The 26,156-nt window shown below is 74.1% G+C and carries 22 protein-coding genes and 1 tRNA gene; 8 read left to right on the top strand and 15 right to left on the bottom strand.

Features of this window, described 5'->3' with window-relative positions:
* The first annotated feature begins 198 nt into the window (after positions 1–198).
* Genes zwf through eda form a run of 3 tightly spaced genes read left to right on the top strand, consistent with a single transcriptional unit; the run spans position 199 to position 4,153 of the window.
* Positions 199–1,674 carry a glucose-6-phosphate dehydrogenase gene (zwf, locus tag KGD84_RS31245; protein WP_220563883.1) on the top strand — a complete coding sequence of 492 codons (1,476 nt, stop codon included), beginning with the start codon at positions 199–201 and terminating at the stop codon, positions 1,672–1,674.
* Positions 1,671–3,494 carry a phosphogluconate dehydratase gene (gene edd, locus KGD84_RS31240; protein WP_220563882.1) on the top strand — a complete coding sequence of 608 codons (1,824 nt, stop codon included), beginning with the start codon at positions 1,671–1,673 and terminating at the stop codon, positions 3,492–3,494. Before zwf ends, edd begins: the two co-directional genes overlap by 4 nt.
* A gap of 26 nt (positions 3,495–3,520) precedes the next feature.
* On the top strand, positions 3,521–4,153 hold the full coding sequence (gene eda, locus KGD84_RS31235; RefSeq protein WP_220563881.1) for a bifunctional 4-hydroxy-2-oxoglutarate aldolase/2-dehydro-3-deoxy-phosphogluconate aldolase: 633 nt from the start codon (positions 3,521–3,523) through the stop codon (positions 4,151–4,153).
* A 99-nt stretch (positions 4,154–4,252) separates the two neighbouring features.
* On the opposite strand, the gene KGD84_RS31230 is transcribed toward eda, so the two are convergent.
* Together KGD84_RS31230 and KGD84_RS31225 are read right to left on the bottom strand one after the other, a co-directional pair.
* Entirely contained in the window at positions 4,253–4,963 is a 711-nt protein-coding gene (locus tag KGD84_RS31230) for a class I SAM-dependent methyltransferase (protein ID WP_220563880.1), read from the bottom strand.
* 280 nt (positions 4,964–5,243) lie between these two features.
* On the bottom strand, positions 5,244–5,864 hold the full coding sequence (locus tag KGD84_RS31225) for a TetR/AcrR family transcriptional regulator (RefSeq protein ID WP_220563879.1): 621 nt from the start codon (positions 5,862–5,864) through the stop codon (positions 5,244–5,246).
* Positions 5,865–6,027: 163 nt separating this feature from the next.
* On the opposite strand from KGD84_RS31225, the gene KGD84_RS31220 reads away from it, so the two are divergent.
* Positions 6,028–7,626, top strand: coding sequence for an ABC-F family ATP-binding cassette domain-containing protein (locus KGD84_RS31220; protein WP_220563878.1), 1,599 nt, complete (start codon positions 6,028–6,030; stop codon positions 7,624–7,626).
* A gap of 543 nt (positions 7,627–8,169) precedes the next feature.
* On the opposite strand, the gene KGD84_RS31215 is transcribed toward KGD84_RS31220, so the two are convergent.
* Positions 8,170–8,769 carry a DNA-3-methyladenine glycosylase I gene (locus tag KGD84_RS31215; protein WP_220563877.1) on the bottom strand — a complete coding sequence of 200 codons (600 nt, stop codon included), beginning with the start codon at positions 8,767–8,769 and terminating at the stop codon, positions 8,170–8,172.
* Between KGD84_RS31215 and KGD84_RS31210 the strand changes: the two genes are divergently transcribed.
* Positions 8,671–9,522 carry an HD domain-containing protein gene (locus KGD84_RS31210; RefSeq protein ID WP_255646910.1) on the top strand — a complete coding sequence of 284 codons (852 nt, stop codon included), beginning with the start codon at positions 8,671–8,673 and terminating at the stop codon, positions 9,520–9,522. The genes KGD84_RS31215 and KGD84_RS31210 overlap by 99 nt on opposite strands.
* Before the next feature lie 78 nt (positions 9,523–9,600).
* On the opposite strand, the gene KGD84_RS31205 is transcribed toward KGD84_RS31210, so the two are convergent.
* The 7 genes from KGD84_RS31205 to KGD84_RS31175 all read right to left on the bottom strand — a co-directional run bounded on the left by KGD84_RS31205 (position 9,601) and on the right by KGD84_RS31175 (position 17,230).
* Positions 9,601–11,289 (bottom strand): ABC transporter ATP-binding protein, encoded by a 1,689-nt coding sequence (locus KGD84_RS31205; protein WP_255647136.1) that lies wholly within the window; start codon positions 11,287–11,289, stop codon positions 9,601–9,603.
* A 74-nt stretch (positions 11,290–11,363) separates the two neighbouring features.
* Positions 11,364–13,340 (bottom strand): ABC transporter ATP-binding protein, encoded by a 1,977-nt coding sequence (locus KGD84_RS31200; RefSeq protein WP_220563875.1) that lies wholly within the window; start codon positions 13,338–13,340, stop codon positions 11,364–11,366.
* Between the two features lie 198 nt (positions 13,341–13,538).
* Positions 13,539–14,474, bottom strand: coding sequence for a hypothetical protein (locus KGD84_RS31195; protein WP_220563874.1), 936 nt, complete (start codon positions 14,472–14,474; stop codon positions 13,539–13,541).
* Entirely contained in the window at positions 14,471–15,067 is a 597-nt protein-coding gene (locus KGD84_RS31190; RefSeq protein ID WP_220563873.1) for a hypothetical protein, read from the bottom strand. The genes KGD84_RS31195 and KGD84_RS31190 overlap by 4 nt, the downstream gene beginning before the upstream one ends.
* 56 nt (positions 15,068–15,123) lie before the next feature.
* Entirely contained in the window at positions 15,124–15,744 is a 621-nt protein-coding gene (locus KGD84_RS31185; protein WP_220563872.1) for a hypothetical protein, read from the bottom strand.
* Positions 15,741–16,349 (bottom strand): hypothetical protein, encoded by a 609-nt coding sequence (locus KGD84_RS31180; protein WP_220563871.1) that lies wholly within the window; start codon positions 16,347–16,349, stop codon positions 15,741–15,743. The genes KGD84_RS31185 and KGD84_RS31180 overlap by 4 nt, the downstream gene beginning before the upstream one ends.
* A 323-nt stretch (positions 16,350–16,672) precedes the next feature.
* Positions 16,673–17,230 (bottom strand): TetR/AcrR family transcriptional regulator, encoded by a 558-nt coding sequence (locus KGD84_RS31175; RefSeq protein WP_220563870.1) that lies wholly within the window; start codon positions 17,228–17,230, stop codon positions 16,673–16,675.
* Between the two features lie 118 nt (positions 17,231–17,348).
* Here KGD84_RS31175 and KGD84_RS31170 point away from each other — a divergent pair, with 118 nt between their 5' ends.
* Positions 17,349–17,786 carry a DoxX family protein gene (locus KGD84_RS31170; RefSeq protein WP_220563869.1) on the top strand — a complete coding sequence of 146 codons (438 nt, stop codon included), beginning with the start codon at positions 17,349–17,351 and terminating at the stop codon, positions 17,784–17,786.
* Positions 17,787–17,808: 22 nt separating this feature from the next.
* Here KGD84_RS31170 and KGD84_RS31165 read toward each other — a convergent pair whose 3' ends face one another.
* The gene (locus tag KGD84_RS31165; protein ID WP_220563868.1) at positions 17,809–18,792 is read right to left on the bottom strand and encodes a TetR/AcrR family transcriptional regulator C-terminal domain-containing protein; all 984 of its coding nucleotides are present in this window, start codon (positions 18,790–18,792) and stop codon (positions 17,809–17,811) included.
* 178 nt (positions 18,793–18,970) lie between these two features.
* Between KGD84_RS31165 and KGD84_RS31160 the strand changes: the two genes are divergently transcribed.
* Positions 18,971–20,200: an FAD-dependent monooxygenase gene (locus KGD84_RS31160; protein ID WP_220563867.1), complete on the top strand. Its 1,230-nt coding sequence runs from the start codon at positions 18,971–18,973 to the stop codon at positions 20,198–20,200.
* Positions 20,201–20,302: 102 nt separating this feature from the next.
* Here KGD84_RS31160 and KGD84_RS31155 read toward each other — a convergent pair whose 3' ends face one another.
* The 4 genes from KGD84_RS31155 to KGD84_RS31140 form a co-directional block, all read right to left on the bottom strand.
* Positions 20,303–20,770, bottom strand: coding sequence for a hypothetical protein (locus KGD84_RS31155; RefSeq protein ID WP_220563866.1), 468 nt, complete (start codon positions 20,768–20,770; stop codon positions 20,303–20,305).
* Positions 20,767–23,220 carry a molybdopterin oxidoreductase family protein gene (locus KGD84_RS31150; RefSeq protein ID WP_220563865.1) on the bottom strand — a complete coding sequence of 818 codons (2,454 nt, stop codon included), beginning with the start codon at positions 23,218–23,220 and terminating at the stop codon, positions 20,767–20,769. The genes KGD84_RS31155 and KGD84_RS31150 overlap by 4 nt, the downstream gene beginning before the upstream one ends.
* A 257-nt stretch (positions 23,221–23,477) precedes the next feature.
* Positions 23,478–23,566 (bottom strand) — tRNA-Ser (locus KGD84_RS31145).
* A 65-nt stretch (positions 23,567–23,631) separates the two neighbouring features.
* Entirely contained in the window at positions 23,632–24,534 is a 903-nt protein-coding gene (locus KGD84_RS31140; protein WP_255646909.1) for a helix-turn-helix domain-containing protein, read from the bottom strand.
* Positions 24,535–24,720: 186 nt separating this feature from the next.
* Here KGD84_RS31140 and KGD84_RS31135 point away from each other — a divergent pair, with 186 nt between their 5' ends.
* Positions 24,721–26,148: an MFS transporter gene (locus KGD84_RS31135; RefSeq protein ID WP_220563863.1), complete on the top strand. Its 1,428-nt coding sequence runs from the start codon at positions 24,721–24,723 to the stop codon at positions 26,146–26,148.
* Positions 26,149–26,156 lie beyond the last annotated feature (8 nt).

Here is a 26,156-nt window from a genome sequence, read left to right as displayed (position 1 = left end):
TCAACCACTCGGTCAGGTTTCCGAATATGGGATCTTATGTAAAGAAGTGTTCTGAAGTGTGCTTGGTTTTTTACCATATCTGGCCTTAAGGTCGAAAGGGACGAACGGACCACGCCTCATGGGACACCCCCGAACCCGGCGTACCCCGCACCTTCCTCAGTCCCTTCCGTCATTCCTCGCACGCTGGAGCACTCCGACATGCCGCAGCAGTCCGCGCCCCGCCCCACCGACCTGGTGGTCTTCGGGGGCACCGGCGACCTGTCCATGCGCAAACTCCTGCCCTCCCTCTACCTGCTGGACCGCGACGGACACCTCGACCCGCGTACCCGCGTCATCGCCGTCTCCCGCGACGGCCTCACCGACGCCGACCTGCGCGGCAAGGCCGAAGCCGCGGTCCAGGGCCACCACGCCGTCCGGGTCCCCGAACCCGGTGTGCTGCGCCGCTTCCTCGACCGCCTCTCCCACATCACCGTGGACGTCGGCGGCGACCCCGCCGGCTGGGCGGACCTGGCCGCAGCACTGGACCCCGGGCGCGACCGCGTCTTCTACCTCGCCGTCCCGCCGATGATCTCCGGCGCCATCTGCCGCGGACTGGCCGACGCCGGGCTGGTCACCCCGGACTCCCGGGTCGTGATGGAGAAGCCCCTGGGCCGCGACCTCGCCTCGGCGCGGGCCGTCAACGCCGAGGTCGGGGAGATCTTCACCGAGGAGCAGACCTACCGGATCGACCACTACCTCGGGAAGGAGACGGTGCAGAACCTCCTGGTGCTGCGCTTCGCCAACGTCTTCCTCGAACCGCTGTGGAACTCCCGGTGGATCGACCACGTGCAGATCACCGCCGCCGAGACCGTCGGCGTCGGCGGCCGCAAGGGCTACTACGACACCGCCGGGGCCATGCGCGACATGGTCCAGAACCACCTGCTCCAGCTGCTGTGCCTGACCGCCATGGAGCCCCCCGCCAGCTACGACCGCGAGGCCGTGCGCGACGAGAAGCTCAAGGTCCTCCAGGCGCTCAAACCCCTCACCGGCGAACACGTGCGCGAGGACACCGTGCGCGGCCGCTACGGCCGGGGCGACGTCCAGGGCACGGAGGTCCTCGGCTACCTGGAGGAGCCGGGCGGCCCCGCCGACAGCACCACCGAGACCTACGTCGCCCTGCGCGCCGAGATCGCCAACTGGCGCTGGGCGGGCGTGCCCTTCTACCTGCGCACCGGCAAGCGCATGGACCGGGCCCGCTCCGAGATCGTGGTGCGCTTCCGCGACGTCCCGCACACCATCTTCCCCGGCGCCGCCACCGGCGGCGGCAGCCTCGTCATCCGCCTCCAGCCGGACGAGGGCATCCACCTCACCATGCTGGCCAAGGCCCCCGGCGCGGGCGCGCTGCGGCTGCGTCCGGTTCCGCTGGAGCTGAGTTTCGCGGACACGTTCTCCACCCGCTCGCCCGAGGCCTACGAGCGGCTGCTCATGGACGTGCTGGCCGGAGACTCCACCCTGTTCATGCGCCGCGACGAGGTCGAGGCGGCCTGGCGCTGGACGGACCCCGTCATCGCCGCCTGGGCCGACCTGGACCTCGTCCCCGAGACCTATCCGGCCGGGAGCGCCGGCCCCGCGGGCGCCGACCGGCTCATCGGCCGCACCGGCCGCACGTGGTACGAAGAGGAGCAACCCCGATGACCGCGCACATCCCCGCAGTCCACCCCGTCGTCGCCGAGGTCACCGGCCGTCTCGCCGAGCGCAGCGCCCGGTCCCGCGCCGCGTACCTGGACGGGATCCGCTCGGCGGCGGACCCGGCCCGGCCCGCCCGCACGGCCCTGGGCTGCGCCAACCTCGCCCACGGGTTCGCCGCGTGCGGGGTCTCCGACAAGCTCGCCCTGGCCGGGGACGTCACCCCCAACCTGGCGATCGTCTCCTCCTACAACGACATGCTCTCGGCGCACCAGCCGCTGGAGGCCTACCCGGCGATCATCAAGGCCGCCGTCGGCGAGGCGGGCGGCGTCGCCCAGTTCGCGGGCGGGGTGCCCGCCATGTGCGACGGCGTCACCCAGGGCCGGGCGGGGATGGAGCTGTCCCTGTTCAGCCGGGACGTCATCGCCATGGCCACCGCCGTGGCGCTCTCCCACGACATGTTCGACGGCGCCCTGATGCTGGGCGTCTGCGACAAGATCGTGCCGGGCCTGCTCATCGGCTCCCTGTCGTTCGGCCACCTGCCGGTGGCGTTCGTCCCGGCCGGGCCGATGCCCTCGGGCCTGCCCAACAAGGAGAAGGCGCGGGTGCGCCAGCGCTTCGCGGAGGGCAAGGCCGACCGGCGCGAGCTGCTCCAGGCCGAGTCGGCCGCCTACCACTCGCCGGGCACCTGCACGTTCTACGGCACCGCCAACTCCAACCAGATGCTCATGGAGGTCATGGGCCTGCACCTGCCCGGCGCCAGCTTCGAGCAGCCGGGCACGGAGCTGCGGGAGGCGCTCACCGCCGAGGTCGGACGCCGCGTCCTGGCCAACACCGCACTGGGCGACTCGCCCGTCCCGCTGGGCGAGCAGATCGACGAGCGCGCCGTCGTCAACGCCGTCGTCGCCCTGCTGGCCACCGGCGGCTCCACCAACCACACCCTGCACCTGGTGGCGATCGCCCGCGCCGCGGGCATCGAGCTGACCTGGGACGACTTCGCCGCCCTGTCGGAGGTCGTGCCCCTGCTCACCCGCATGTACCCCAACGGCGCCGCCGACGTGAACGCCTTCCACGAGGCGGGCGGGATGGCCTTCCTCATCGGCTCCCTGCTCGACGCCGGGCTGCTGCACGAGGACGTGCACACCGTCATGGGCCGCGGCCTGAGCGCCTACCGCCAGGTCCCCAGGCTCGACGACGGCACGCTGAGCTGGGTGGACGGCCCCAAGGAGAGCGGCGACACCTCGGTGCTGCGCGGCGCCGACGACCCCTTCGCCCCCGACGGCGGCCTGCGGATGCTCGACGGCAACCTCGGCCGCGCCGTCATCAAGGTGTCCGCGGTGGACGCCTCCCGGCACGTGGTCGAGGCGCCCGCCCGGGTCTTCGCCGACCAGGCCGAACTGCAGGCCGCGTTCACCGCCGGGGAGCTGACCGGCGACTTCGTCGCGGTGGTCCGCTTCCAGGGCCCGCGCGCCAACGGCATGCCCGAACTGCACAAGCTCACCCCGCCGCTGGCGGTGCTCCAGGACCGCGGCCAGAAGGTCGCCCTGGTGACCGACGGCCGCATGTCGGGCGCCTCGGGCAAGGTGCCCGCCGCCATCCACGTGTCCCCGGAGGCCGAGGCCGGCGGCCCGCTCGCCTACGTCCGCGACGGCGACGTCATCCGCCTGGACGCCCGCGCGGGCACACTGGAGGTCCTCGCCGACCTGGCCGGACGCGAGCCCGCCCGGCCGAGCGTCGACTCCTCCAAGGGCACCGGACGGGAGCTGTTCGCCGCCATGCGCGCGGCCGTCGGGCCCGCCGAGGCCGGCGCCGGGGTCTTCGGCCACTGACCGCGATCGAACAGGAGAACCTCCCCATGACGACGACGCCCCGTACGGGCGGCGACATCCTCGCCCTGGCCCCGGTGATGCCGGTGGTCGTCCTGCACGACGCCGAGGCGGCCGTGCCGCTGGCCCGCGCCCTGGTGGCGGGCGGCCTGCCCGGCATCGAGGTGACGCTGCGCACGCCCGCCGCCCTCGGCGCCATCGAGCGGATCGCCGCCGAGGTCCCCGAGGCCGTGGTGGGCGCGGGCACCGTGACCACCCCCGAGCTGGCCGGGGCCGCCGCCGAGGCGGGTGCCCGGTTCCTGGTCAGCCCCGGCGCCACCGACACCCTGGCCGCCGCCATGGCCGACACCGGGCTGCCGTTCCTGCCCGGTGTGTCCACGGTCTCGGAGGCGCTGGCGATGCTGGAGCGGGGCGTCTCCGAGCTGAAGTTCTTCCCGGCCGAGGCCGCGGGCGGCGCCGCTTTTCTGAAGTCCCTGTCGGGCCCGCTGCCGGGGGTGCGCTTCTGCCCGACCGGCGGCATCACGCCCGCGTCCGCCCCGGACTACCTCGCGCTGCCCAACGTGGGCTGCGTGGGCGGCAGCTGGCTGACCCCGGCCGACGCGGTCGCCGCCGGGGACTTGGACCGGATCACCGGCCTGGCCCGGGAGGCCGCGGCGCTCTGAGGACACGCTCTGAGGACGAACGCCCGCACCGCGACCGCGGTGCGGGCGTTCGGCGTACCGGGCGCCGGCGGACCCGTGCCCGGGTGCCGGGCAACGGACTCAGTGCTCGGGCATGCGGAAGAAGATCATCGGGTTGTCCGTGCTGTCGCGCACGGGCTCGGCCAGGCCCAGGTCCTCGCGCAGCTCCAGCAGCGCCGTGTACGGGGCGGGCGCCCGCTTGCGGGAGACGGTCAGGTACTCCGCGGCCTTGCGCCGCAGCCACGCCAGCACGACCGCGCCCTCCGTCAGGGGCAGTGCCCGCCTGCCGTGGAACACGTCGTGGACGCTGACCGGGGTGCCCGGGGCGACCCGCGGGAACAGCTCGGCCAGGTACCAGCGCGCGAACCGGGCGTTGTGGGCGGCGTCCACGAAGAGGTAGCCGATGCCCTCGGGGACCTCGCCGAGGTTCCTGCGCACGTCCCCCCGGTGGAAGTGCCAGCGCCCCTCGGACAGGGACGCCGGGACGTTGGACAGCACGTTGTCGACGATGTCGAACGAGTGCAGGGTCCCGGTCCCGTTGTCGCGCAGGGCCGACAGGATCCAGGTGGTGGACCAGCCGTGGAAGGTGCCCAGCTCCATGACCGTCTCGGGCCGGGTCTCCCGCAGCAGCAGGTAGGTGATCTCGGCCTCGAGGTCGTCCAGCTGCGGGGTCATCCGCCCCCGGGTCTCCCACAGGAACTCGCGCTGGGCCTTTCTCACCTCCGCCAGCGGATCGCGGTACTTCCGGTACAGGTCACCGATCAGCGACAGGTCGATCGCGGCATCCCCCATGGCGGCCCCCTCGTCGTTCCCCGGCGCCCGGTCCGGGCGCGCTCACCAGTATCCAACGGAGCCGCTCCGCGGCGCCGCGCCCCATTCTCCCGGCGATTCCGTGCGTATGCCCCACGGTCGGGGAGGTCCACGGTCCGCGGGCGGTTCGGCCGGGGGCCGGGGCCGGCGGGGCGGCGCTGTCGGCGGGCCGTTCCTCGCGGGCGCGGGGCCCACCGGGGCCCTCCCCGCGGGCGAGGGCCCGCCCGGTCGCGGGCGGCGAAGGCCCCGCCTTCGGGCGGGGTCAGTCCCGGCTGACGAAGGCCCCGGCGCGGGCGGCGTCGGCGGCGATGCGGGCGGCGCGGCGCAGGTCCACGTCGGAGACGGGTTCACGGCCGACGAGGAGCCGGTGGTAGACGGGGGCGACGGCGCAGCGGACGACCTCCACCGCGTCGGTGCCCTCGGGCACCTCGCCGCGTTCGACGGCCTCGGCGACCACGGCCGCGGAGCGTTCGTGCCGGTCGGCCATGAAGGCCCGCAGCGCCTCGGCGGCCACGGGAGAGGCGAGGGCGGCGGCGATCGAGGCCGCCGACACCGCCCCCTCCGGGGCGTCGGTGAAGCCGTGGCGCACGTCCTCGGCCAGGGCCAGTAGGTCGCCTTCGAGCGTGCCGGTGCGTGTGGGCGCCCAGTCGTGCTCGCGGGCCGACCACTCCAGGGCGGCGGCCAGCAGCCCGTCCACCCCGCCCCAGCGGCGGTAGACGGTGGCCTTGTGCACACCCGAGCGGACGGCGACGCGGTCGACGGTCAGCCCGGCGTAGCCGTGTTCGCCCAGCTCGTCGAGGGTGGCCCGCAGGACGGCGGCGGTGTTGCGCGCGGTGCGCCCGCCCGGGCGCGCGCTGCCCGGGGGTTCCGGAGTCGAAGTCATAACGCAACTGTAGTTGCATTTGCCCGCCCGGTGTGCCATCATCCTTAACGCAACAAGAGTTGCACCAATGACCTTCTGAAGGAGGAGGGATCCCGATGGGCCTCGTCGCACGCGTATCGCGTTCCGCCGTCCGTTCCCCGTTCCCCACCTCCGGGAGGTCCGCATGTCCCACACCGTCGTCGCCGCCGGCCTGGCGTTCGCCTGGCCCGACGGCGCGTCCGTCTTCTCCGGCCTGGACGCCTGCTTCGGCCCCGGGCGCACCGGGCTGATCGGCCGCAACGGCAGCGGCAAGTCCACGCTGCTGCGCCTCATCGCCGGACGGCTCGCCCCCGCGTCGGGCACCCTCGCCGTGGACGGCGACATCGGGTACCTCGACCAGCGGATCACCCTGGACACCGGGCGCACCGTCGCCGGGCTGCTGGGCATCGAGCCGGTCCGCGCCGCCCTGCGCGCCGTGGAACGGGGGGAGACCGACCAGGCGCACTTCGACGCCATCGGGTCCGACTGGGACATCGAGGAGCGCGCGCTGGCCCGGCTCACCCGGTTCGGTGTCGACCTCGACGGCCCGGACCCGCTGGACCGGACCGTCGGCACCCTCTCCGGGGGCGAGGCCGTCCTGGTCGGGCTGGCCGGGATCGCGCTGCGCCGACCCGCCGTCACCCTGCTCGACGAGCCCACGGACAGCCTCGACCGGCGGGCCCGGGAGCGGCTGTTCGCCGCCGTCGACTCCTGGCCCGGTGTGCTGGTGGTCGCCGACCACGACCGCGAGCTGCTGGAGCACGTCGACCGGATCGCCGAGCTGCGGGACGGGGAACTGCGCACCTGGGGCGGCAACTACACGGCCTACGCCGAACAGCTCGCCGCGGAGCAGGAGGCCGCCCGGCGGACGGTCCGCGCGGCCGAGGCCGACCTGCGCCGGGAGAAGCGCCAGCTCGCCGAGGCCCACGTCAAGCTGGCCCGGCGGGTGCGGTTCGGGAACAAGAAGACCGAGACCAAGCGCGAACCCAAGGTCATCATGAACCAGCGCAAGCGCGAGGCGCAGGTGGCCGCGGGCAAGCACCGCATCATGCACGAGGAGAAGCTGGCCGAGGCGGGGGAGCAGCTGGTCCGGGCCGAGGCGGCCGTCCGGGACGACGCCGTCATCCGCGTCGACCTGCCCGGCACCGAGGTCCCCGCCGGACAGGACGTGCTGGAGCTGCGCACCGGCGGGGACCGGAGGCTGGTGTTGCGCGGCCCCGAACGGGTGGCGCTGACCGGTCCGAACGGGGCGGGCAAGACCACGCTGCTGCGGGCCGTCGTCGGCCTGGGGGAGCACCCCGGGGCGGAGGTCGTCCACGTGGTGGACCGGGTCGGGTACCTGCCGCAGCGGCTGGACGTGCTGGACGACGACCGCAGCGTGCTCGACAACGTGCGCGACGCGGCGCCGGGCACCGATCCGCAGCGGATCCGGGCCGGGCTGGCGCGCTTCCTCCTCCGCGGCGAGCGGGTGGACCAGCGGGTCGGCGGGCTCTCCGGCGGTGAGCGGTTCCGGGTGGCGCTGGCCCGCGTGCTGCTGGCCGAGCGGCCGCCCCGGCTGCTCGTCCTGGACGAGCCCACCAATCACCTGGACCTCGACAGCAGGCTGCGGCTCACCGAGGCGCTGGTCGGCTACCGGGGAGCACTGCTGGTGGCCGGGCACGACCCGGTGTTCCTGCGCGAGATCGGGGTGACCCGCCGCTGGGAGGTCCGCCGCGGCCGCCCCCTCTGGGAGGAACCCGTGTGACCCCGCCCCGCCCCGGAGCGGGGCCGGTGCCCCGGGCACCGGATCCCGGATCCCAGGGCGCCCGGAACGCGCGTCCCGCCCGGAGCCGCGCCGCCCCGGGCATGGCCGCAGGCCCCGGCTGCGCCGGTCATGGGCGGCCCAGCGCGGGGTCCGGGTCTCCGTCAACGGTGCCCTCCGGGCACCGCTCCTGGGCTGCGCGGCGCGGGCCCGGGTCCCGCCGACGGTGGCTGTCGGGCGACAGTCATGGGCTGTCCGGCGCCGGGCTCGTGCCTCCGGCGGCGGCCCGGGACGTGGGGCACATGCGGTCGGCGCTGGCGCCCTGCCCGGCGGCACGGGTTCGGTCCGGTGACGCCTCCGGGCGACCGGCAGGGCGCGGTCCGCCACAGGGCGGCTTCCGCAGACGGCACCTTCGTCCGGCTGCACGGCTTTGCGGCCCAGCGGTGGCCGCCGGGTGCCGGTCATGGGCTGTCCGATACGGGGCCCGGGTCTCCGGCGGCGGCCACGGCCCGGGGCGGGGCACACGTGGTCGGCCGCGGTGGTGCCTTACCGGCCCGGCAGGTCCCCTTCGGCTCCGGCGGTCTCCTTCGGTTTGGCGGGGCAGTCCACCAGGTGGTCCTCGACGACCCCCGTGGACTGGAGGTAGGAGTAGACGATGGTGGTGCCCACGAACGAGAACCCGCGCTTCTTCAGGTCCTTGCTCACCCGGTCCGACAGCGGCGTGCTCGCCGGGACCTCAGCGGGTTCTGTGAAGTGGTTGACCAATGGCACGCCGTCGGTCCAGGACCACAGGTAGTCGGCGAAGGTGCCGTACTCCTCGCGCACCCGCAGGAACGCCCGGGCGTTGCGGGCCAGCGAGGCGATCTTGAGGCGGTTGCGGATGATGCCGGGCTCGGCCAGCAGCTCCTTCTCGCGCTCCTCGTCGTAGGCGGCGATCCTGGTGTAGTCGAACCCGTCCAGCAGCGCGCGGTAGTTCGCGCGCTTGTTGAGCACCGTCGCCCAGGAGAGCCCCGCCTGCGCGCCTTCCAGCACCAGCATCTCGAACAGGTGGGCGTCGTCCCGCGACGGGCGGCCCCACTCCCGGTCGTGGTAGGCGGTCATCAGCTCGGACGCGTTGCGCGCCCAGGCGCAGCGCCGGTCGGTCATGGGTGCTCCTACGTCGTGGGGCGGCGGGCCGGCCGTGCCCGCGGGCCGGGGTCCCCCTGCCGACCGCGGCCCCGGCCGTTCGCCGCGGCGGGGACCCCTTGCGGGTCGGTCGGGCCGCGGATAGGGTCCGAATATCTCGATGTCAAGGTACTCCGACCGTGGTCCCGACCCGGAAAGGGGTCCGCCATCATTCCACGTCCCCTCCCCGCCCGCGCGGAAGAGCTGTTCGACGAGCTCCGCGCCCCGGCCCGGCTGTACGCCCACTGCCTCCTGGTCCACGACACCGCGGCCGCCCTCCTCGACCGGCTCCTGGCGGAGCACCGCGACCTGCCGGTGGATTCCGACGCCGTGCTCTTCGGCGCCGCCGTGCACGACATCGGCAAGACCGTCCACCCCGAGGAGCTCACCGGCCCCGGGCGTCGGCACGAGGCGGCCGGGCGGCGCCTCCTCCTCGACCGAGGCGTACCCGAGGAACTCGCCCGCTTCTGCGCCACCCACGGCGACTGGGAGGCCGAGGACCGCACCCTGGAGGACCTCCTCGTCACACTCGCCGACAAGGTGTGGAAGGGAGCCCGCGTCGGCGACCTCGAGACCCTGGTCGCCCGCCGGATCGGCGGGGCCGCGGACCTCGCCGCCTGGGAGGTGTTCGCCTCCCTGGACGACCACCTCACCGCGCTGGCCGACGACGCCGACCGGCGTCTCGCCTACCAGAACTCCCACCCCCTCACCCCCCGTCCGGGAGGAATGCCGTGACCGCCACCGGACCCGGCCCCACCACGTGCGGGTGGGCATCGCCGCGGGACCGCCCCGCCCTGTGCCGCCCGCCCCGCCTCACGCCGTCCGGTCGCCGTGCCAGGACCGCCACAGGGCCGCGTAGGGGCCGTCGGCGTTGACGAGCTCGTCGTGCGTCCCCAGTTCGGTGATCCGCCCGTCCTCCACCACCGCGATCCGGTCGGCGTCGTGCGCGGTGTGCAGCCGGTGCGCGATCGCGATCACCGTCCGCCCCTCCAGCACCGCCGCCAGCGAGCGTTCCGCCTGCCGGGCCGTGGTCGGGTCCAGCAGCGAGGTCGCCTCGTCCAGGACCACCGTGTGCGGGTCGGCCAGCACCACCCGCGCCAGTGCCACCTGCTGCGCCCGGGCGGGGTCCAGCGCGACCCCGCCCGGGCCCAGTGGTGTGTCCAGCCCTCGCGGCAGCACCGCCGCCCAGTCGGCGTCCACCGTCTCCAGCGCCGCCGCCAGCGCGGCGTCGTCCGCCTCCTCCGCGGCGATGGCCAGGTTCTCCCGCAGTGTTCCCGTGAACACGTGGTGCTCCTGGCTCACCAGCACGATCCGCTCGCGCAGTTCTCGCGGCCCCAGGGCCGCGACCGGCACCCCGCCCACCAGCACCAGGCCCGAACGCGGCGCGTCCACCCCCGCCAGCAGCCGGCCCAGCGTGCTCTTGCCCGCGCCCGAGGGGCCCACGATCGCCCACCGCTCACCCGGCCGCACCCTCAGCGTGACCCCGCGCAGCACGTCCCGCCCGTCCACATAGGCGTAGTGGACGTCGCGGACCTCGATGAGGTCGTCCTTCGGCGTCGGTCCCGGCGGTGGCGGCCCGGCGGCCGCCTCGCCCACCCCGAACACCCGGGCGAACGACGCCCCGCTGCGCTGGAGCAGCTCGATCCAGATCATGATCCACGCGGCGCTCTCCTGGACCCGCAGCATGTACAGGCAGCAGGTGACCACCACTCCGAGCGCCACCCGGTCGTCCAGGTACAGCAGCCCGCCCACCAGCAGCACCACCACCGCGGGCAGCGAGAACGCGATGTCCGTGACCGGGTACAGCACCGATCTCAGGTACAGGGTGCGCCGCCGGGCCCGGTACACCTCCACCGCATCGTGGTCGGCCGCCGCGACCCGCCGCCCGCCCAGCGCGAACGCCTCCACGGTGCGGCCGCCCCGCACGGTCGCCGTCACCCCCTCCACCGCCGCGGAACCGGCCGCGCCCTCCGCCAGGTACGCCTCCCGGGACCGGCGCAGGTACCAGCGCACCGCCAGCCAGGCCGGGGGCACCCCCAGCAGCACCGCCGCCCCCATCAGGGGGCTGAGCCAGAACACGGCCGCGAGCAGGAACAGGATGCGCAGCGACGACGGCACGATGTCGGGCACCGCCGTCCGCAGCGTCGCCCCGGCGGTGGCGACGTCCGCCGTCACCCGCGTGGTGAGGTCGCCGGTGCCGGACCGCTCCACCACACGCGTGGGCAGCGCCAGCACCCGCTCCACGAACTCCTCGCGCAGCCGGGCCAGCGCCCGTTCGCCGAACCGGAACGCGCTCAGCCTGGCGTACCGGTTGAGCACCAGGCCCGCCAGAGCGCACGCCACCGCGGCGGCCGCCAGCCCGTCCACCGCCGACACCGTCGCGGTGCCCGCCTCCAGCAGGTCCACGATCCGCCCCACCAGGTAGGGCGCGACCAGCCCGACCGTCGCGGCGGCACAGGTGAGCAGCACCATCCGCAGCAGCGGGCCGCGCTCGGCCTCCATGAGCCGCCGCAGCTCCCGCCGCACCGTCCCGCGCCCCGCCACCGGCAGCGCGGCCGGGTCCGTTCCCGCCGTGCTCACCGCCCCTCCTCCCCGTCCGGGAGCCGTCCCGGCCCGTCGCCGTCCGCCCGCTCCGGGGCGCCGCTCCCGGCCGGGCCCGCCGGACATCCCGGCGTCCGTGGCCCGGCACCCGTCCGGCGCCGCCCCACCGGTGGCGCCGGGCCCTCGGCCCCGGGTTCTTCCGCGGCACCCCCACCGGCGCCGCGTGCCGGCCCCGGCGGGGCCGCAGTGCGCCGTACGGCCTGCGCGCCGTCCTCCTCGTCGGCGCCGCGCAGGACCAGGGACCGGTAGCCGGCGCACTCCGCCACCAGCTCCGCGTGGGTGCCCTCCGCGACCACCCGGCCGCCGTCCAGGAACAGCACCCGGTCGGCGCGGTCCGCCACCAGCGGCGAGGCGGTGACGACCAGCGTGGTCCCGCCGCGCCGTTCGGCGCGCAGCCGCTCCGCGACCACGGCCTCGGTGTGCGCGTCCACCGCAGAGGTGGGCTCCACCAGGATCAGCACCTCGGGGTCGGCCAGCACCGCGCGGGCCAGCCGCACCCGCTGCCGCTGCCCGCCCGACAGATCGCGCCCCTGCGCCTCCACCGCCGAGTCGAGCCCGTCCGGCAGCGCCTCCGCCACGTCCGTGGCGGCCGCGGTGTGCAGCGCCAGGTCGACCTCCACCTCGTCCCGCTCACCGTGCACGTCCACGACCTCCCGCAGGGTCCCGGCGAACAGGTGCACGTCGTTGTCGGAGACCAGGATCCGCTCGCGCACCACCGTCGGGTCGACCTCCCGCAGCGGCATCCCGCCCCAGGTGACCGCCGAGTCGACATATCCGCCCAGCCGGTCCGCCACCAGGGCCGACGCGGCCGGGTCCGCGCCCACCAGGGCGGTCATCGCCCCCGGGGGCACCCGCACCCCCGACTCCGGGTCGGCCAGCTCACCCGGCCCCGGCGGTGGTGGCGCCTCCCCGCTTCCGTACCGGTCCGGCACCGTCCGCAGCAGCGCCAGCAGCCGTGTCAGCGACACGTGCCCCCTGCTGAAGTCGGTCGCCACCTCCACCAGCTGGAACACCGGGACCGCCAGCACCGCCACGTACCCGTACACCGCCACCGTCTCGCCCACGGTGAGCTCCCCGGACACCGCCAGCCGGGCCGCGAACCAGGTGACCACGGCGGTGAACACCAGCGGGGCGCACTGCCCGACCTCCTCGAACCAGCTGGTCACCGACCCCAGCCGGTACCCGTCGCGCACCAGGTCGCCCGAGCGCTCGCGGTACCGCCGCGCGAACCTCTCCCTGCCGCCGATCCCGCACAGCACCCGCAGCCCCGCCACGATGTCGGCCGCCAGGGCGGTGACCTCGCCCTCCCGGTCCCGGTAGGTGTTCTGTCGGTCGTGCATCCGCCGCAGCAGCGGGGCCATCACCAGTGCCGTCACCGGCAGCCCCAGGAGCACCACCACCGCCAGGACCGGGGCGAACCCCCACAGGATCACCACCGCTCCGGCACAGCCCAGCACGCTGCCGACCCCCGGGCCGAACAGGGTGAGGATCTGCGAGATGCGGCCCGCGTCCGCGGACTGCACCACCGAGAGATCCCCGGAGGAGGTGCCCCGCGACAGCGGCGCCCCCACCCGGGCGGCGTGCCGGGCCAGCACCCGCGTGCAGTGCAGGGAGGCGTGCGCCCGGACCATCGCCATGGTCCGGTGCCGCAGGATCGAGGCGAGCGCGGTGAACACCAGGACCCCGGCGAACACCCCGGTCCAGCCCAGCAGCGCCGCCCGGTCCCCGGCCCGCAGCCCTTCGTCCACGGCCCGGGAGAGGAGGTAGGGCGGGACCAGCAGGCCGACCATCCACACGATGCCCCAGAAGGAGCCGAGCGCGACCCGTCCGGGCTGTGCCCGCACCAGCCACCACAGGAACCGCACCGGTCCCCGGGTGTCGGGGACGCCCACCCGCGCCAGGGGCGGGCGGGAGCGCTTCGGGAGAGAGGACCGGCCGGGAGGACCGGTCATGGGCGGTCGGGTGGATCGGATGTCGGTCTCCGCCACAGGCGCACCTCGTTCCGGGCTTTCCCCCATACAAGCAGCACTCCCGGCCCGCCGGAAGGCACCCCGGATTCCTGTGGAAAACCCCGGTCACGGTGGCGGGCGCACCTCCGCTCTTCCCGACCGCCCCTGGCCGGAATTCACGCCCCGCCACGAGGTCCCCTTTTACGGGAAGGGTGTCCGATACCCGTCCCGGGCCGCATTTCCTTGGAACAGCTCCAGGAACCTGGACGCCTGTTTCCGATGCTCCGCCACGAGCACCGTGCACGCGATCCCCATGAGCACCAAGAACACCAGCAAGCCCACCGGCGCAAGGAAGTGCAGCGTGAACCCGTCCTCCTGGAACGCCCGCGTGCTCCCGGGGAGCAGGAACAGGAACGGTCCCAGGAGGCTGAGCAGGAAGACCGGGAACGGTCCCCGCTCCTTCACCATCTGCAGCGCGATGTCCCGGGCCGCCAGGTCGATCGTCGGATTCCCGGTGGGATTCCCCTGGCGCACCGCCCGCGCGGCCCGCCGTTGCACCGCCGGCGAACCGGGCGGTGAAAACGGTCGTAACGGTGCTTGGCGTGCAGTCAGGAGGGACCACAGCCCCAGGCCGAAAAGTGTTCCCAGCACGCCGCTCACGAGGAGGGCGGACAGCAGGGCGCCGGCCGGACCCGTGTTCGCGTGTGGTGACGGGAGCACCGACCAGAAGGCGAACAGGGGGAGGAAGAGGACGGGGGCCGAGAAGAGCCCCAGCACGGCTCCGCCGACCCAGGAGATATGACCCGCCGCCCGTTCCCAGGACGAGGGCGCGGCCGTGGCCGTGGGCCGGGACACCGCGCCGTACGCGTCCCGGGCCGGCGCGGACTCCCGCAGGAGCGCGGACCGGCCGGGGGCCGGCTCCCACTTCGCCCAGGACATCGCCACTCCGAGGCACCCGCCGCCGAGCAGGCCGATCATGGCGGCGGTCCCCAGCGCCATGCCGGCGGAGGGGACCCCGGCCTGCGTCGTCCTGTTCAGTGACCACAGCAGCAGAGCCAGCAGCACACACAGGGCGAGCACCACCCCGAAGGCCGCCGCGGCCGCCCAGCGCACGGCGACGACGTCCGCGCGGTTCACCGGTCCCCCTCGGGCCCTGATCCGGTTCTCCCGGCCTCGTCCAGGGTGTTCAGGAAGGCAAGAGCGGCTTTCCGTTCCCGTGCCGTCAGCGGCGGGGTCGCGGTCAACAGGAACAGAAAGAAGGCGAAACCGAAGAGGTTGATCCACGGAACGGCGAGGATCCCCTCCGGCCACGGAAACCGCTCGAGGACGGACCAGGCGTTCGCCGTGAATCCGATCAGGAAAACGATCATGGGGGAGTACAGCGCCGACCACGGAGACCGCCGCAGGGAGTTCCGCGCCACGATCCGGGCGGTCTCGTCCACCAGGGGGTCCCCGGTGAGCCGCCGCCTCCGTATCACCTGGGCGGCCGCCCGCCGTGTCGCCATGGTCGCGCCCCGGGGAAGGGGCGACATCCGCTGTACGGCCCGCTGCATCAGCAGGCCGAACGCGGTTCCGCCCGCCAGAGCCAAGGCCGTGCAGAGCACCGCCTTCCACACCGTCGGTATCCGTTGGTCGGGTGGCGTCCCCGCCTCCATGACGGAGAACATCACGAAGAAGACCAGCCCCATGGCGATCCCGAACAGGCCCGAGCCGATCCACAGAGCCCGCATACTCCTTCCTCCGGCCGGGGCGTCCGGCTCGGAGGGGGCTGGGGGGCGGGGGTGGGTCAAGGGCCCTCCTCGGGGAGCGCGGGGTCGATGAGGGAGAGCAGGGACCGGGCCCGCTTCTTGCGGTGCTCGATCAGCGGCATCCCCACGGTCAGGTACAGAGCGGCAGCGGCGGCCGTGATCGCGTAGGGCACGGCGAGGGGGTACCGGCCGTCGGCGATGTGCAGGGCCGCCGTGAGGATGGCGATCGCGAGCAGGCCCGCGAGGGCCGCGGCCTGTACGGGGTGCCCCAGCGGCGACGCCGTGACCAGCCGCGCGTACCGTCCCGCCATCCGGTCGGTTTCCGCGTCCCCACCCGGCCGCCCCTCGCGGACCAGGCGCTGTGCCTCCCGGAACCTCTCCCGGTCCCCGTCGACGGTCGCCCCCCGCACGTCCCGTTCCGCGCTCCACACACCGAGGGCGGTGACCAGCCCGGTGAGCAGGAACCCGATCGCCGCCAGTACCGGTGCGGGGATCCCGAACCGCTCGTCGGCCAGCGCGAACACCAGGGGCAGCAGGAGCACGGAGCCCAGGGCCGCCCCGAGGACCGCGCCGTACACGCGCGGGTGGTCCTGGGCGTACCACTGCACCGGCAGCGGGAACAGGTGCCCGGGCAGGGGCCGGGGCGGAACGCCGCTCACCGGACCGCCCCGTGGAGACGCCACAGCAGTGCCTCGTGGAGTTCCCGGTACTCCAGCGCCCTGTAGCGCAGCAGCGCCAGCCGCCACGGCGCGGCGTGCAGGCCCACGAAGGAGAGGAGCGATCCGGCCTGGAGGAGCACCAGGAACAGGTCGCCCTCCGCGGCGCTCATCGCCAGGCCGGAGCCGCACAGGAGGCACCAGAAGCCGAGGGAGAAGGTCTGTAGGGGCAACAGGATCTTCGGCTCGAGGGAGCTCCGGCGGATCAGGTATTCGCAGGCGATCCGGGCCACGTGGTCGGTCGCCGGGTCCCCGCCCACCACCCCGCTCCGGATCCGGGCCACGGCGGCGCGGAAGTGCGCCGCGCTCACCCACGCGGGCAGGTCCTGCGGCTTCAGCCAAGGCACCAAGAAGAAGATCAAGCCCACTGCCAGGGACAGGGGGAGCACGAGGTACCCGGTCACCGCCTCGACGGCCTGCGCCGCCTCCCACCCCGGCATCGAACGACCGAGGCGTTCGAGTGTCTCCACGGCGCCGTAGTGGAGCTTCGCCGCGAAATGCAGGGCCACGGCCGACGCGTGCGCCCCGAGCAGATAGTAGAGGACCATCAACCGTCGGCCGTACCACTTCTCATACGACTCGGGGGCGGTGAGCGTGTCCGGAGCCGTCGGGGGATGTGGCAAGAGGACGTCCCTCCAGGCCCGGAGTGGGGGATGAGGGCGGTCGGGCCGCACCGCCTCGACGCCATTCTACGGAATCCGCGGTGGGAATTCGGTTCCGGTCCACCGGGTCGACCGAAACCCGTGATCAAAGCACTGATCTCCGAATCCCTATTTCCGGTTGACCCGGTAAACAAGCTCCGCGCCCTGCCGCCTCTCGCCCTATCTCCCCGCGCCCCGGCGCCGCCCCTCCACACACCCGGGCCCCGCCGCTACCGGCCGAACAGCACCTCGATGACCGGGCGGGCGACCTCCTCCGGGTCCCCGTCGGCGCTCTCGGGGAGGGACCCGCTGAGCCACAGCTCGGCGAACCCGTGCGCGAACGCCCAGGCGCCGATGGTGGTCGCCCTGGCCCGGGCGGCGTCGGCGGCCAGCGTGCCGCCGCTGGCGGCCAGCACGGCTCCGGCACGTTCGCGCGCGGCCAGCAGTCCGGGGTCGTCGAGCCGGTACAGCTCGGGGCGGAACATCACCTCGAAGTGCGCGCGGTGCGCGAGGGCGAAGCGGATGTAGGCCAGGCCGGCCTCCCGGGGGCCCTGGGACGCCGCGGCCTCCAGGGCGTCGGCGAACAGCGCGAACCCCTCGGCGGCCACGGCGGTGAGTACCCCGGCCTTGTCGCCGAAGTGGTGGGCGGGGGCGGCGTGCGAGACGCCCGCGCGGCGGGCCAGCTCGCGCAGGCTCCACCCGGCCGGGCCGGACTCCCGGGTCGCCTCCAGTGCGGCGTCGATGACGGCGCGCCGCAGGTCGCCGTGATGGTAGGGCCGGCCGGCCATCCGTCCCGCCTTCCTGTTCCCGAGTGGCCATAGCGGAGCCAGCCTATCTTTCCATTGACAAGATTCAAGCCGTGGCGCAATCTAGTCACTGACAAGATCCAAGGATCGGAGACTCCGCATGGCACCCCTCATCGCTCTCGTCGGCGGCACCGCGCTCCTGTGGCTCCTGGGCCTGGCGGGTGTGGAGGCGCTCGACTGGCAGACCTCTCTCCGGGGCGGGCTGGCACTGATGTTCGTCCTCACCGGCGTGGTGCACTTCCTGCCGTCCTGGCGCCGCGACTTCGCCGAGATGATCCCTCCGGCGCTCCCGTTCCCGTACCTGCTGGTCACGGTCACCGGCGTACTGGAACTCGCGGGAGCGGCCGCGCTGCTGTACCCGCCGACGGCCCCGTTCGCGGCGGCCGGCCTCGCCCTGCTGATGCTCGCCATGTTCCCGGCCAACGTCTCCGCGGCCCGCCGCGGCGTGACCCTGGCCGGGAAGCCCGCCACCCCGCTGCTGCCCCGCACGATCGAACAGGCCGTCTTCGTCTCCGCGGCCGTGCTCGCCGCCGTGTGAGCCCGCCCGCTCCCCGGGGCCGTCAGGGCCGCGCGTCCCCGTGCCCGGCCTGCCGCTCCACCAGGACGGCGAGCCCGTCGAGGTGGCGGGCCAGGCCGTACTCGAACAGCTCCTCGAGGTCCGACGGGGTCAGCCTCGGGACCTGCGCCAGCAGGGGGAACCGCCCGTCGCCGAGGACCTCCTCGGAGCGCGGCCGCTCGGCCCGCCACCACCCGTCGAGGGTGACACCGGTGCTCTGCTCCGCCTCGGCCTCGTCCGCCAGGGACGCGCCGAAGCCGAGGACCAGGGAGTGCAGCGTGACGGCCTCGTGGAACCGCGTCACCTCGGACAGCCCGAGCCCGTCGAGCGCCCGCAGCACCCATTCGGTGTGCGCCATCATGGCGGGCGCCATCGACGGGCGGGTGAACGAGACGGCCCGGGCCAGCCAGAGGTGCCGGTGGCACAGGCGCCACTGCTCGCGGGCGCTCAGCTCCAGCTTGGCCCGCCACCCCGGCGGCCCCGGCTCGGGCGGCTCGACCTCGCCGAAGGCCTGGTCGGCCATCAGCCGCACGAGTTCGTCCTTGTTCGCCACGTGCCGGTAGAGCGACATCGGCCCGACGCCCAGTTCGGAGGCCAGCCGCCGCATCGACACCGCGTCGATGCCCTCGACGTCGGCGATGGCGATGGCGGTCCGCAGAACGTTCCTCCTGTTCAGCGGGGGAGGGGCCACCCCGGGCCGCCGCGCGGCCGCGACCGGGGCCGGCGCGACCGCCCCGGCGGTTCCCGCGCGTACACCCCGGCCGGTGACCACCGTCCCGGAGCCGACCCGCGACTCCACCAGCCCCTCGTCGCGCAGGACCGCCGTCACCCTGGTCGCCGTCGCGATCGCGACGCCCCACCGCTGGGCGATCTGCCGCACCGAGGGCGCCCGGTCGCCGGGGCGCAGGGCGCCCGTCGTGATCCAGGAGCGTATCTCCTCGGCGATCTGCCGGTAGGGCGGGGCGGGCGGCGGCTGCGACGACGGCACGGGGCACTCCGATCCTCGGTTCGGTACAGGGCGAGTGTACTAGTCCACTCCCGTAGTACTAGTGCACTTCTCCCGGCCGGAACGCCGCTCTGAACGGTTTTCCCTAAGGCTTTTCCAGGGCTCCCGGATAGCGTCGTGGCGTGCGCTCGATACGGCGTACGCGACCTCAGGAGGAGACATGGACAACCGGAGCGTTCTCATCTCCGGCGCCGGGATCGCCGGCTCGACCCTGGCCTACTGGCTGCACCGGTTCGGCTTCCGGCCGACCGTGGTGGAGCGGGCACCCGTACTCCGCACCGGCGGCCACGCGGTCGACATCCGCGGCACCGCCCGCCGGGTGGCGGAGCTGACGGGCATCGTCCCCCTGGTCCGCAGGGCGCACACCGGCGCCTACGGCATGGCCTTCGTCGACCGCGACGGCAGACCCGTCGCGAAGATGGGCACCGACGTGTTCGGCGACTCCGGCGGCCCCATCGCGGAGATGGCGATCCTCCGATCCGACCTGGCCCGGATCCTCTACGACACCACCCGCGACGACGTCGAGTACGTGTTCGGCGATTCGATCACCGCCGTCGAGCAGGACGAGGACGGGATCCGGGTCGGGTTCGAGAAGGGCGGGTCCCGCCGCTTCGACCTGCTGGTCGGCGCGGACGGCGTGCACTCCAACGTGCGCCGCCTGGTCTTCGGCCCGCACGAGCGCTACATCCACGACCTCGGCTGCTACGGGGCGCTCTACTCCATCACCACGGACCTGGACCTCGGCGGCTGGCAGCTGATGTACACCATGCCGGCCGGCGGCGGCAGGCCCGGCAGGACGGCCGCGCTCTCCCCCAAGCGCGAGCCCGGGCAGGCCCGGGCCGGGTTCTTCCTGCGCTCCGAACCGCTGCGGTTCGACAGGCGCGACACCGAGGCGCAGAAGCGGGTCGTCCTGCGCGCCTTCGAGGGCGAGGGGTGGGAGATCCCCCGGATGCTGTCCGGCATCGGTGACGCCGACGACTTCTACTTCGACAGGATCGCCCAGGTCCGGGTGGGGACGTGGGCGCGGCACCGGACCGTGCTGCTCGGGGACGCCGCGTACTGCGCCTCCCCGATGTCGGGCATCGGCACCAGCCTGGCGCTCGTCGGCGCCTACCTCCTCGCCGGGGAGCTCGCCGCGGCCGACGGCCGCCACGGCCCGGCCTACGCGGTCTACGAGCACCGCATGCGCGGCTTCACGGAGCAGGCGCACGAGTTCGCCCGCGGCGCCGGAGGAGGCGGGCTGATGCCCGATTCGCCCGCGCAGCTCTGGCTGCGCAACCAGACCGTCCGGATGCTGCCCTACCTGCCCAAGGGACTGGTCGGCAGGGGGATGGACCGGTTGGCCAACATGGTCCGCCTCCCGGACTACGCGGCTCTGGAACACCGGTAGGGGGCGCCGCCACGAGGGAGCGCGAGGCCCGCCGCCCGTGCCGCCCGCGGGGCCGCCCTCCACGGCGGTCGCGCCGCCCTACAGCCGACCGCTCCCCGCCGCTCAGCCCACCAGGATCTGCGGGGAGACCGCTTTGAGCATCCCCCGCGCCCAGTGCATCCGGCGGACCGAGCGGGGATGGCAGCGCTCGGTGACGGCGAGCAGGTCGGAGTCGGCGATGATCTGGGCGCCCTGCCCGAGCAGGTCCCAGTCCAGGGCCACCCCGCCGCCCAGCCGGTACAGCCGTTTCAGGTCCGCGAGCAGCGCCAGGTCCGCGTCGGAGTCCTCCCCGGGGAGCTCCCGCTCCCCCTCCTCGGAGGGTTCGGGGTGCTCCGGCCCGGAGAGGTCCGTACCGTAGCGGGGCGCGATCCCCTCGATCTCGCGCACGTGCTCCCGGGACCACTCCGCAAGGTCCCGGGCCACGTGGCGGATCTCGGGCTCCTCCGGATGCCGGTCGGCCACCCGCAGCAGTTCGACGGCCATGGCGCTCTCCGAACGGTGGAGTTCCCGCAGGGCCACTCCGATCCTCATCGCGTTCCTCCCCCGTCGGGCTCCTCCAGAGTGTCCGGTCGGCCCCGCGTGGCCGCCACCTCCGCGTCCAACGGAGCGGACGCGGTCGTCGTGGGCGCGGGGGACGGCCGCCCGTCGCCCGCGCCCACACGGCGCAGCCGGACAGCGGCGGTCTTGAAGAGCGGCTGTTTGGACACGGGGTCCCAATCGGTGGCGGACAGCTCGTTGGCGGCCCGGTCCCGCTCCCCGTCCGGGTCCGCCGCGTCGGTGTCCCAGTAGCCGTAGTGGAAGGGCACGAACAGCACCCCGGGCCGGATCCCGCCGACCCTGGCCCGGGCCCTGACCACCCCGCGCCGCGAGCGCACCTCCACCGGGTCGCCCTCGTGGACACCCGCCTCCAGGGCGTCGGCGGCGGAGACCTCCACCCACACCTCGGGGGCGGCCCGCCGGAGCTCCGGGGCTCGCCCCGTCTTGGTGCGCGTGTGGAAGTGGTAGAGGGTGCGGCCGGTGATCAGCGTGAAGGGGTACTCCCCGTCCGGTCCCTCGTGCGGGGGCACGTACTCCACCGCCTTGAGCATCGCCAGGCCCTCCGGGTTGGCCGCCCGGTACTCCGCCTCCTCCTTCGGAGCCCCCGTGACGAGGTCGCGGCCGTAGCTCTCGCACTCCTCGGGGCGGGCCCAGAACCGGCCGTCCGTGTAGAGCCGCTCGGTGCCGTCCGGGTGTTCCGCGTCGCAGGGCCACTGGATGCCACCGGTGTCCCGCAGCCGGTCGTAGGTGAGGCCGGAGTAGTCGCAGGGCCGGCCCGCGCTGACCCGCTTCCACGCCTCGAAGGCCGACACGGGGTCGTGCCACTGCGGGAAGGGCCGCCCGTCGGCGTCCCGGAAGTTCATCCGCCGCGCGTAGTCGAGGAAGATGTCCAGGTCCGTCCGGGCCTCGCCCGGCGGCTCCACGGCCTTCTCGGACAGGTGCACGGTGCGGTCGCTGTTGGTGAACGTACCGGTCTTCTCGCCCCAGGTCGCGGCGGGCAGGACCACGTCGGCGAGCTCGGCCGTCTCCGTCATGAAGACGTCCTGGACCACCAGGAACAGCTCCCGGCGGGCGAGGGTCTCGCGGATCCTGCGCAGCTCGGGCAGCGACACCGCCGGGTTGGTCGCGCTGATCCACAGGAAGCGGATCGACCCCTTCTCCGCGTAGCGCATGATCTGCATGGCGTGCGTGGGCGGGGCGTAGTGCGGGATCCGCATGGGGTCCAGGTTCCAGGCGGCGGCGAGGTCGGAGATGTGCGCGTCGTTGTTCCAGTTGCGAAAGCCCGTCAGGTCGCCGTCGGCACCGCACTCACGGGTGTTCTGCGCGGTCGGCTGGCCGTTCATCTGGAGTACGCCCGCCCCGGGTCGGCCCAGCATGCCGCGCAGCAGGTGGACGTTGTTGACCTGCACGGCCGCCGCGGTGGCCTGGTTCGACTGGTAGAAGCCCTGGAGCACGGTCGACAGGAGCCGTTCGGCGCCGCCCAGCAGCGCGGCGGCCTCCCGGATGCGCTCCGCGGGCAGGCCACAGATCTCGGCGGCGCGCTCGGGCGGGTAGTCGTCCGTCACCCGGACCAGTTCCCCGTAGCCGACGGTGTGGTCCCTGACATAGGCGTGGTCCACCCGGCCGGTCCGGATGAGCTCGTGCTGGATCGCGTTCATCAGGGCGACGTTGGTGCCCGGCCGGGGCGCCAGGTGCACCGCCGAGTGCGCGGCCACCGGAGTCGGCCTGGGGTCCACGCACAGCAGCCGGGGCGGGTTCGGCCCGGCCAGCCGGTCGAGGACGCGGGACCACAGCACCGTCTGCGTCTCGGCCATGTTGTGGCCGTACAGCGCGATGACGTCGGCGTGGTCGATGTCGCCGTAGGACCCCGGCTGCCCGTCGCAGCCGAACGACGCCTTCAGCGCGGTGGCGGCCGTGGCGGTGCACAGCCGCGTGTTGCCGTCCAGGTGGTTGGTCCCGATCGCCCCGTGGGCGATGGCGGCGAGGGTGAGGTACTCCTCCAGGAAGAGCTGGCCGCTCGTGTAGAAGCCCAGGGCGGAGGCGCCCTGTTCGTCGAGCAGCCGCCTGCTGCGCTCCACCACGAGGCCCATCGCGGTGTCCCAGTCGGTTTCGACCAGCTTCCCGCCGCGGCGTACCAGGGGGCGGGTGAGCCGGTCGGGGGAGTGGTTGGCCTGCCAGCCGTAGAGGTCCTTGGGGCCCAGGCGCCCGCGGTTCACCCGGTCCTCCCCGCGGCCCCGCACCCCGACGATCCGGCCGTCCTTCACGGCGATGTCCAGCGCGTCGCCGTTGGAGTGCAGGATCGACGCGGACGGGACCCAGCGGTCGACGTCCTCGGGCCCCACCCCTTCGGCGAGGTGGAGGTCGACCCGCGCCGGCCACCGCCGGCCCGGGCCGTAGGGGGTGCGCGACCCCCAGGGCTCTGCGATCGGATCCCTCGACGGCACGGGAGACCACCTCTCTCGTCGCGGCACGGCGCCGTCGGCGCCCCGCACCGACAGGTGGACTCCTGCTGCGGTGCGGCCTCGGGCGCCATCGGCAGGTGGCACACAGTATGGGTGCGGAACCGCGGAGAACCGGGCGGCACACGCGGTGGGAGCCGAGACGCCGCGGATCCGCCGCCGGGACCGGGGCCGTCCGCCGGGCCGCCCGGGGCACGAAAAAGACCCGGGGCCCCTCGTGCGAGGGGCCCCGGGCCGGAGCGCGGAGGATCGGGGATTTGAACCCCGGATGGGCGTAAACCCAAACCGCATTAGCAGTGCGGCGCCATAGACCTGACTAGGCGAATCCTCCTGGCTGCCATAAGGGTACAGACACGGGGGGCCGCTGTGCAAAACGAATCCGGGGAGGGGTCCGCCTCACCCCCGGGAGGCCACGGCCGAGAGGACGGCGCGCGGCCGCTCCTCGGCGTCCGGGCGACCCTGCGGCAGCAGGTCGCGCAGTGCCCGCTCCGAGGGGCTGCCCGGTGCCGCGCTGTAGGCGATGAGCCGCTGTCCGGGGCTCTTGGGGATCTGGAGGGTCTCGAAGGCCAGCTCCAGGCGGCCCACCACCGGGTGGTCCATCCGCTTGGTCCCCGACGTGCAGGTCCGCACCGGGTGCCGGGCCCAGCGCTCGGCGAACTCCCCGCTCTGCACCGCGAGCCGGCCGACCAGCTCGGCGAGCCTGCGGTCGTCGGGGTTGCGTCCCGCGGTCAGCCGCAGCGAGGCCACCGCCAGCGTCGCCTCCTCCGGCCAGTGCTCCCCGTAGAGGTCGCGCATGTGCTCCTCCAGGAACAGCATCCGGGTGAGGTTGGGGCGGTGTGCGGGCAGGTCCGGGTCCCCGGGGTCCAGGTGCCCTCCCAGCAGGGCGTGGCCGAGCCCGTTCCAGGCCAGGACGTCGTTGCGGCGATCCAGGATCAGCGCCGGGACCTGCGCCATCGCGTTGATCAGCTGCCGCGCCGAGTCGCCGGCGTGCTCGGGCCGGGGCTGCGCGGGCCGCCGGGCGGGCGCGGCCAGGTCCATCAGGTGCGAGATCTCGTCCTCGTCCAGGCGCAGGGCCCGCGCGATCGCGGTCAGGACCTCGCGCGACACCCGGGTGCCGCGCCCCTGTTCCAGCCGCGTGTAGTGGGTGACGCTCACCCCCGCGAGCAGGCACAGCTCCTCCCGCCGCAGGCCGGGCACCCGTCGGCGTTCGCCGTAGGGGGTCAGGCCCACGTCCTCGGGCCGCAGCGCGGCGCGGCGGGCCCGGAGGAAGTCACCGAGTTCGGATGCGCGGGGGGCCATGGTCGTCCTCTCCGACGTTTCTGCGCGGTCGCTCATTCCGAACCCCCCGCCGACGGGGCTTCTTCCGCCCGCGGCGCCCCCAGGGTGGTCACGTCGTGACCACCCTCGCGGGGACTGCCCACGACGGCGTCCTGGCTCCGCCGCCGCACGCGGACGAGGGTTGCTGCGAACCCGAGGAGGGATCCCATGTCCGTGAACACCGGCGCGTCCGCGCCAGCGGCCGCACCGGCGCGGCTGACACCGCGCATGACCGTCATCCTGGTACTCCTGCTGTCGGCGCAGTTCATGCTGGCCGTCGACTTCTCCATTCTCAACGTGGCGCTGCCCGTCATCGGCGACGGGCTGGGCTTCACGCTCGCGAACCTCCAGTGGATCGCCACCGCGTTCGCGCTGTGCGCGGCGGGCTTCACCCTGCTCTTCGGCCGGATCGCGGACCTGTTCGGGCGTCGGCGCCTCTTCCTGGGCGGTCTCGCCGTCCTGGGCCTGTCCTCCCTGGCGGGCGGGTTCGCCACCACCCCCGAGGTGCTGATCGCCGCCCGCGTCTTCCAGGGCCTGGCCACCGCCGCGGTCACCCCGGCGGGCCTGTCCCTGCTCACCACCTCCTTCCCGGAGGGGCCGCTGCGGGAGCGGGCACTGGGCCTCAACGGGGCGCTGATGTCGGCGGGGTTCACCACCGGCGCGGTCCTGGGCGGCCTGCTCGCCGACCTGCTGTCGTGGCGGTGGGCGTTCTTCGTCAACGTCCCGGTGGCCCTGGTGGTGCTGGTCGTCGCCCCGATCGTGATCGGGGAGTCCCTGCCGGAGCGGCGGCCCCGGCTCGACGCCCCGGGCGCCGTGCTGGTCACCCTCGGCCTGCTCGCCGTGGTCCACGGCTTCTCGCAGGCCGGCGAGGCGGGCTGGTCCGCGCCGCTCACCTGGGGGTCCCTGGCGGCCGGCGCGGTGCTGCTGGCCCTGTTCGCCCTGGTGGAGTCCAAGGCCCGGTCCCCGCTGGTGCCGATCCGCATCCTGCGCCGCCGCACGGTGGCCTGGGGCAACATCGCCGGGTTCATAGCGTTCCTCACCGAGACATCGCTGGTCTTCCTGCTCACCCTCTACCTGCAGAACGTGCTGGGCTTCAGCCCGCTGGCGGCGGGCCTGTCCTTCGCGGTCCTGGGCGCGGGCACCGTCCTGGGCGGCGTCCTCGCCCCGCGCGTCATCGGCGCGGCCTCCGCCAGGGCCGCGCTGCTCACCGGCGGAGCGGTGCAGAGCGCGGCGACCTTCGCCCTGCTGTTCCTGGGGGCCGACCAGGGGAGCATGCCCCTGCTCCTGGCCGCGACCTTCGTGGGCGGGGTGGGCAACATGCTGGTCATCGTCGGGTTCATGGTCACCGCCACCTCCGGGCTGCCCGACGGCGAGCAGGGGCTGGCCACCGGGCTGGCCACGATGACCCAGCAGATCGGCATCACCATGGGCACGCCGATCATGAGCGCCGTGGCCGCCTCCGCGATGGTCGGCACCGGCGCCGCCGCGACGCTCGGCGGTCTGACCTGGGCCATCGGGGTGAACGCGGCGCTCGTCCTGGTGGGCGTGCTCGTCAGCGCGCTCTTCCTCGGCGGTGCGGCGCGGGAGCGCGGGTGAGCGTCCCG

It is taken from the genome of Nocardiopsis changdeensis (assembly GCF_018316655.1).
Classification (GTDB): Bacteria; Actinomycetota; Actinomycetes; order Streptosporangiales; family Streptosporangiaceae; genus Nocardiopsis; species Nocardiopsis changdeensis.
This window is presented reverse-complemented; position numbering and strand designations above follow the sequence as displayed.

Bases quoted from the DNA above. Each gene is read 5' to 3' on its own strand.
- zwf (WP_220563883.1), top strand. From the start codon at position 199: ATGCCGCAGCAGTCCGCGCCCCGCCCCACCGACCTGGTGGTCTTCGGG.
- edd (WP_220563882.1), top strand. From the start codon at position 1,671: ATGACCGCGCACATCCCCGCAGTCCACCCCGTCGTCGCCGAGGTCACC.
- eda (WP_220563881.1), top strand. From the start codon at position 3,521: ATGACGACGACGCCCCGTACGGGCGGCGACATCCTCGCCCTGGCCCCG.
- KGD84_RS31230 (WP_220563880.1), bottom strand. From the start codon at position 4,963: ATGGGGGATGCCGCGATCGACCTGTCGCTGATCGGTGACCTGTACCGG.
- KGD84_RS31225 (WP_220563879.1), bottom strand. From the start codon at position 5,864: ATGACTTCGACTCCGGAACCCCCGGGCAGCGCGCGCCCGGGCGGGCGC.
- KGD84_RS31220 (WP_220563878.1), top strand. From the start codon at position 6,028: ATGTCCCACACCGTCGTCGCCGCCGGCCTGGCGTTCGCCTGGCCCGAC.
- KGD84_RS31215 (WP_220563877.1), bottom strand. From the start codon at position 8,769: ATGACCGACCGGCGCTGCGCCTGGGCGCGCAACGCGTCCGAGCTGATG.
- KGD84_RS31205 (WP_255647136.1), bottom strand. From the start codon at position 11,289: ATGGAGGCCGAGCGCGGCCCGCTGCTGCGGATGGTGCTGCTCACCTGT.
- KGD84_RS31200 (WP_220563875.1), bottom strand. From the start codon at position 13,340: ATGACCGGTCCTCCCGGCCGGTCCTCTCTCCCGAAGCGCTCCCGCCCG.
- KGD84_RS31190 (WP_220563873.1), bottom strand. From the start codon at position 15,067: ATGCGGGCTCTGTGGATCGGCTCGGGCCTGTTCGGGATCGCCATGGGG.
- KGD84_RS31180 (WP_220563871.1), bottom strand. From the start codon at position 16,349: ATGGTCCTCTACTATCTGCTCGGGGCGCACGCGTCGGCCGTGGCCCTG.
- KGD84_RS31175 (WP_220563870.1), bottom strand. From the start codon at position 17,230: ATGGCCGGCCGGCCCTACCATCACGGCGACCTGCGGCGCGCCGTCATC.
- KGD84_RS31170 (WP_220563869.1), top strand. From the start codon at position 17,349: ATGGCACCCCTCATCGCTCTCGTCGGCGGCACCGCGCTCCTGTGGCTC.
- KGD84_RS31160 (WP_220563867.1), top strand. From the start codon at position 18,971: ATGGACAACCGGAGCGTTCTCATCTCCGGCGCCGGGATCGCCGGCTCG.
- KGD84_RS31155 (WP_220563866.1), bottom strand. From the start codon at position 20,770: ATGAGGATCGGAGTGGCCCTGCGGGAACTCCACCGTTCGGAGAGCGCC.
- KGD84_RS31140 (WP_255646909.1), bottom strand. From the start codon at position 24,534: ATGGCCCCCCGCGCATCCGAACTCGGTGACTTCCTCCGGGCCCGCCGC.
- KGD84_RS31135 (WP_220563863.1), top strand. From the start codon at position 24,721: ATGTCCGTGAACACCGGCGCGTCCGCGCCAGCGGCCGCACCGGCGCGG.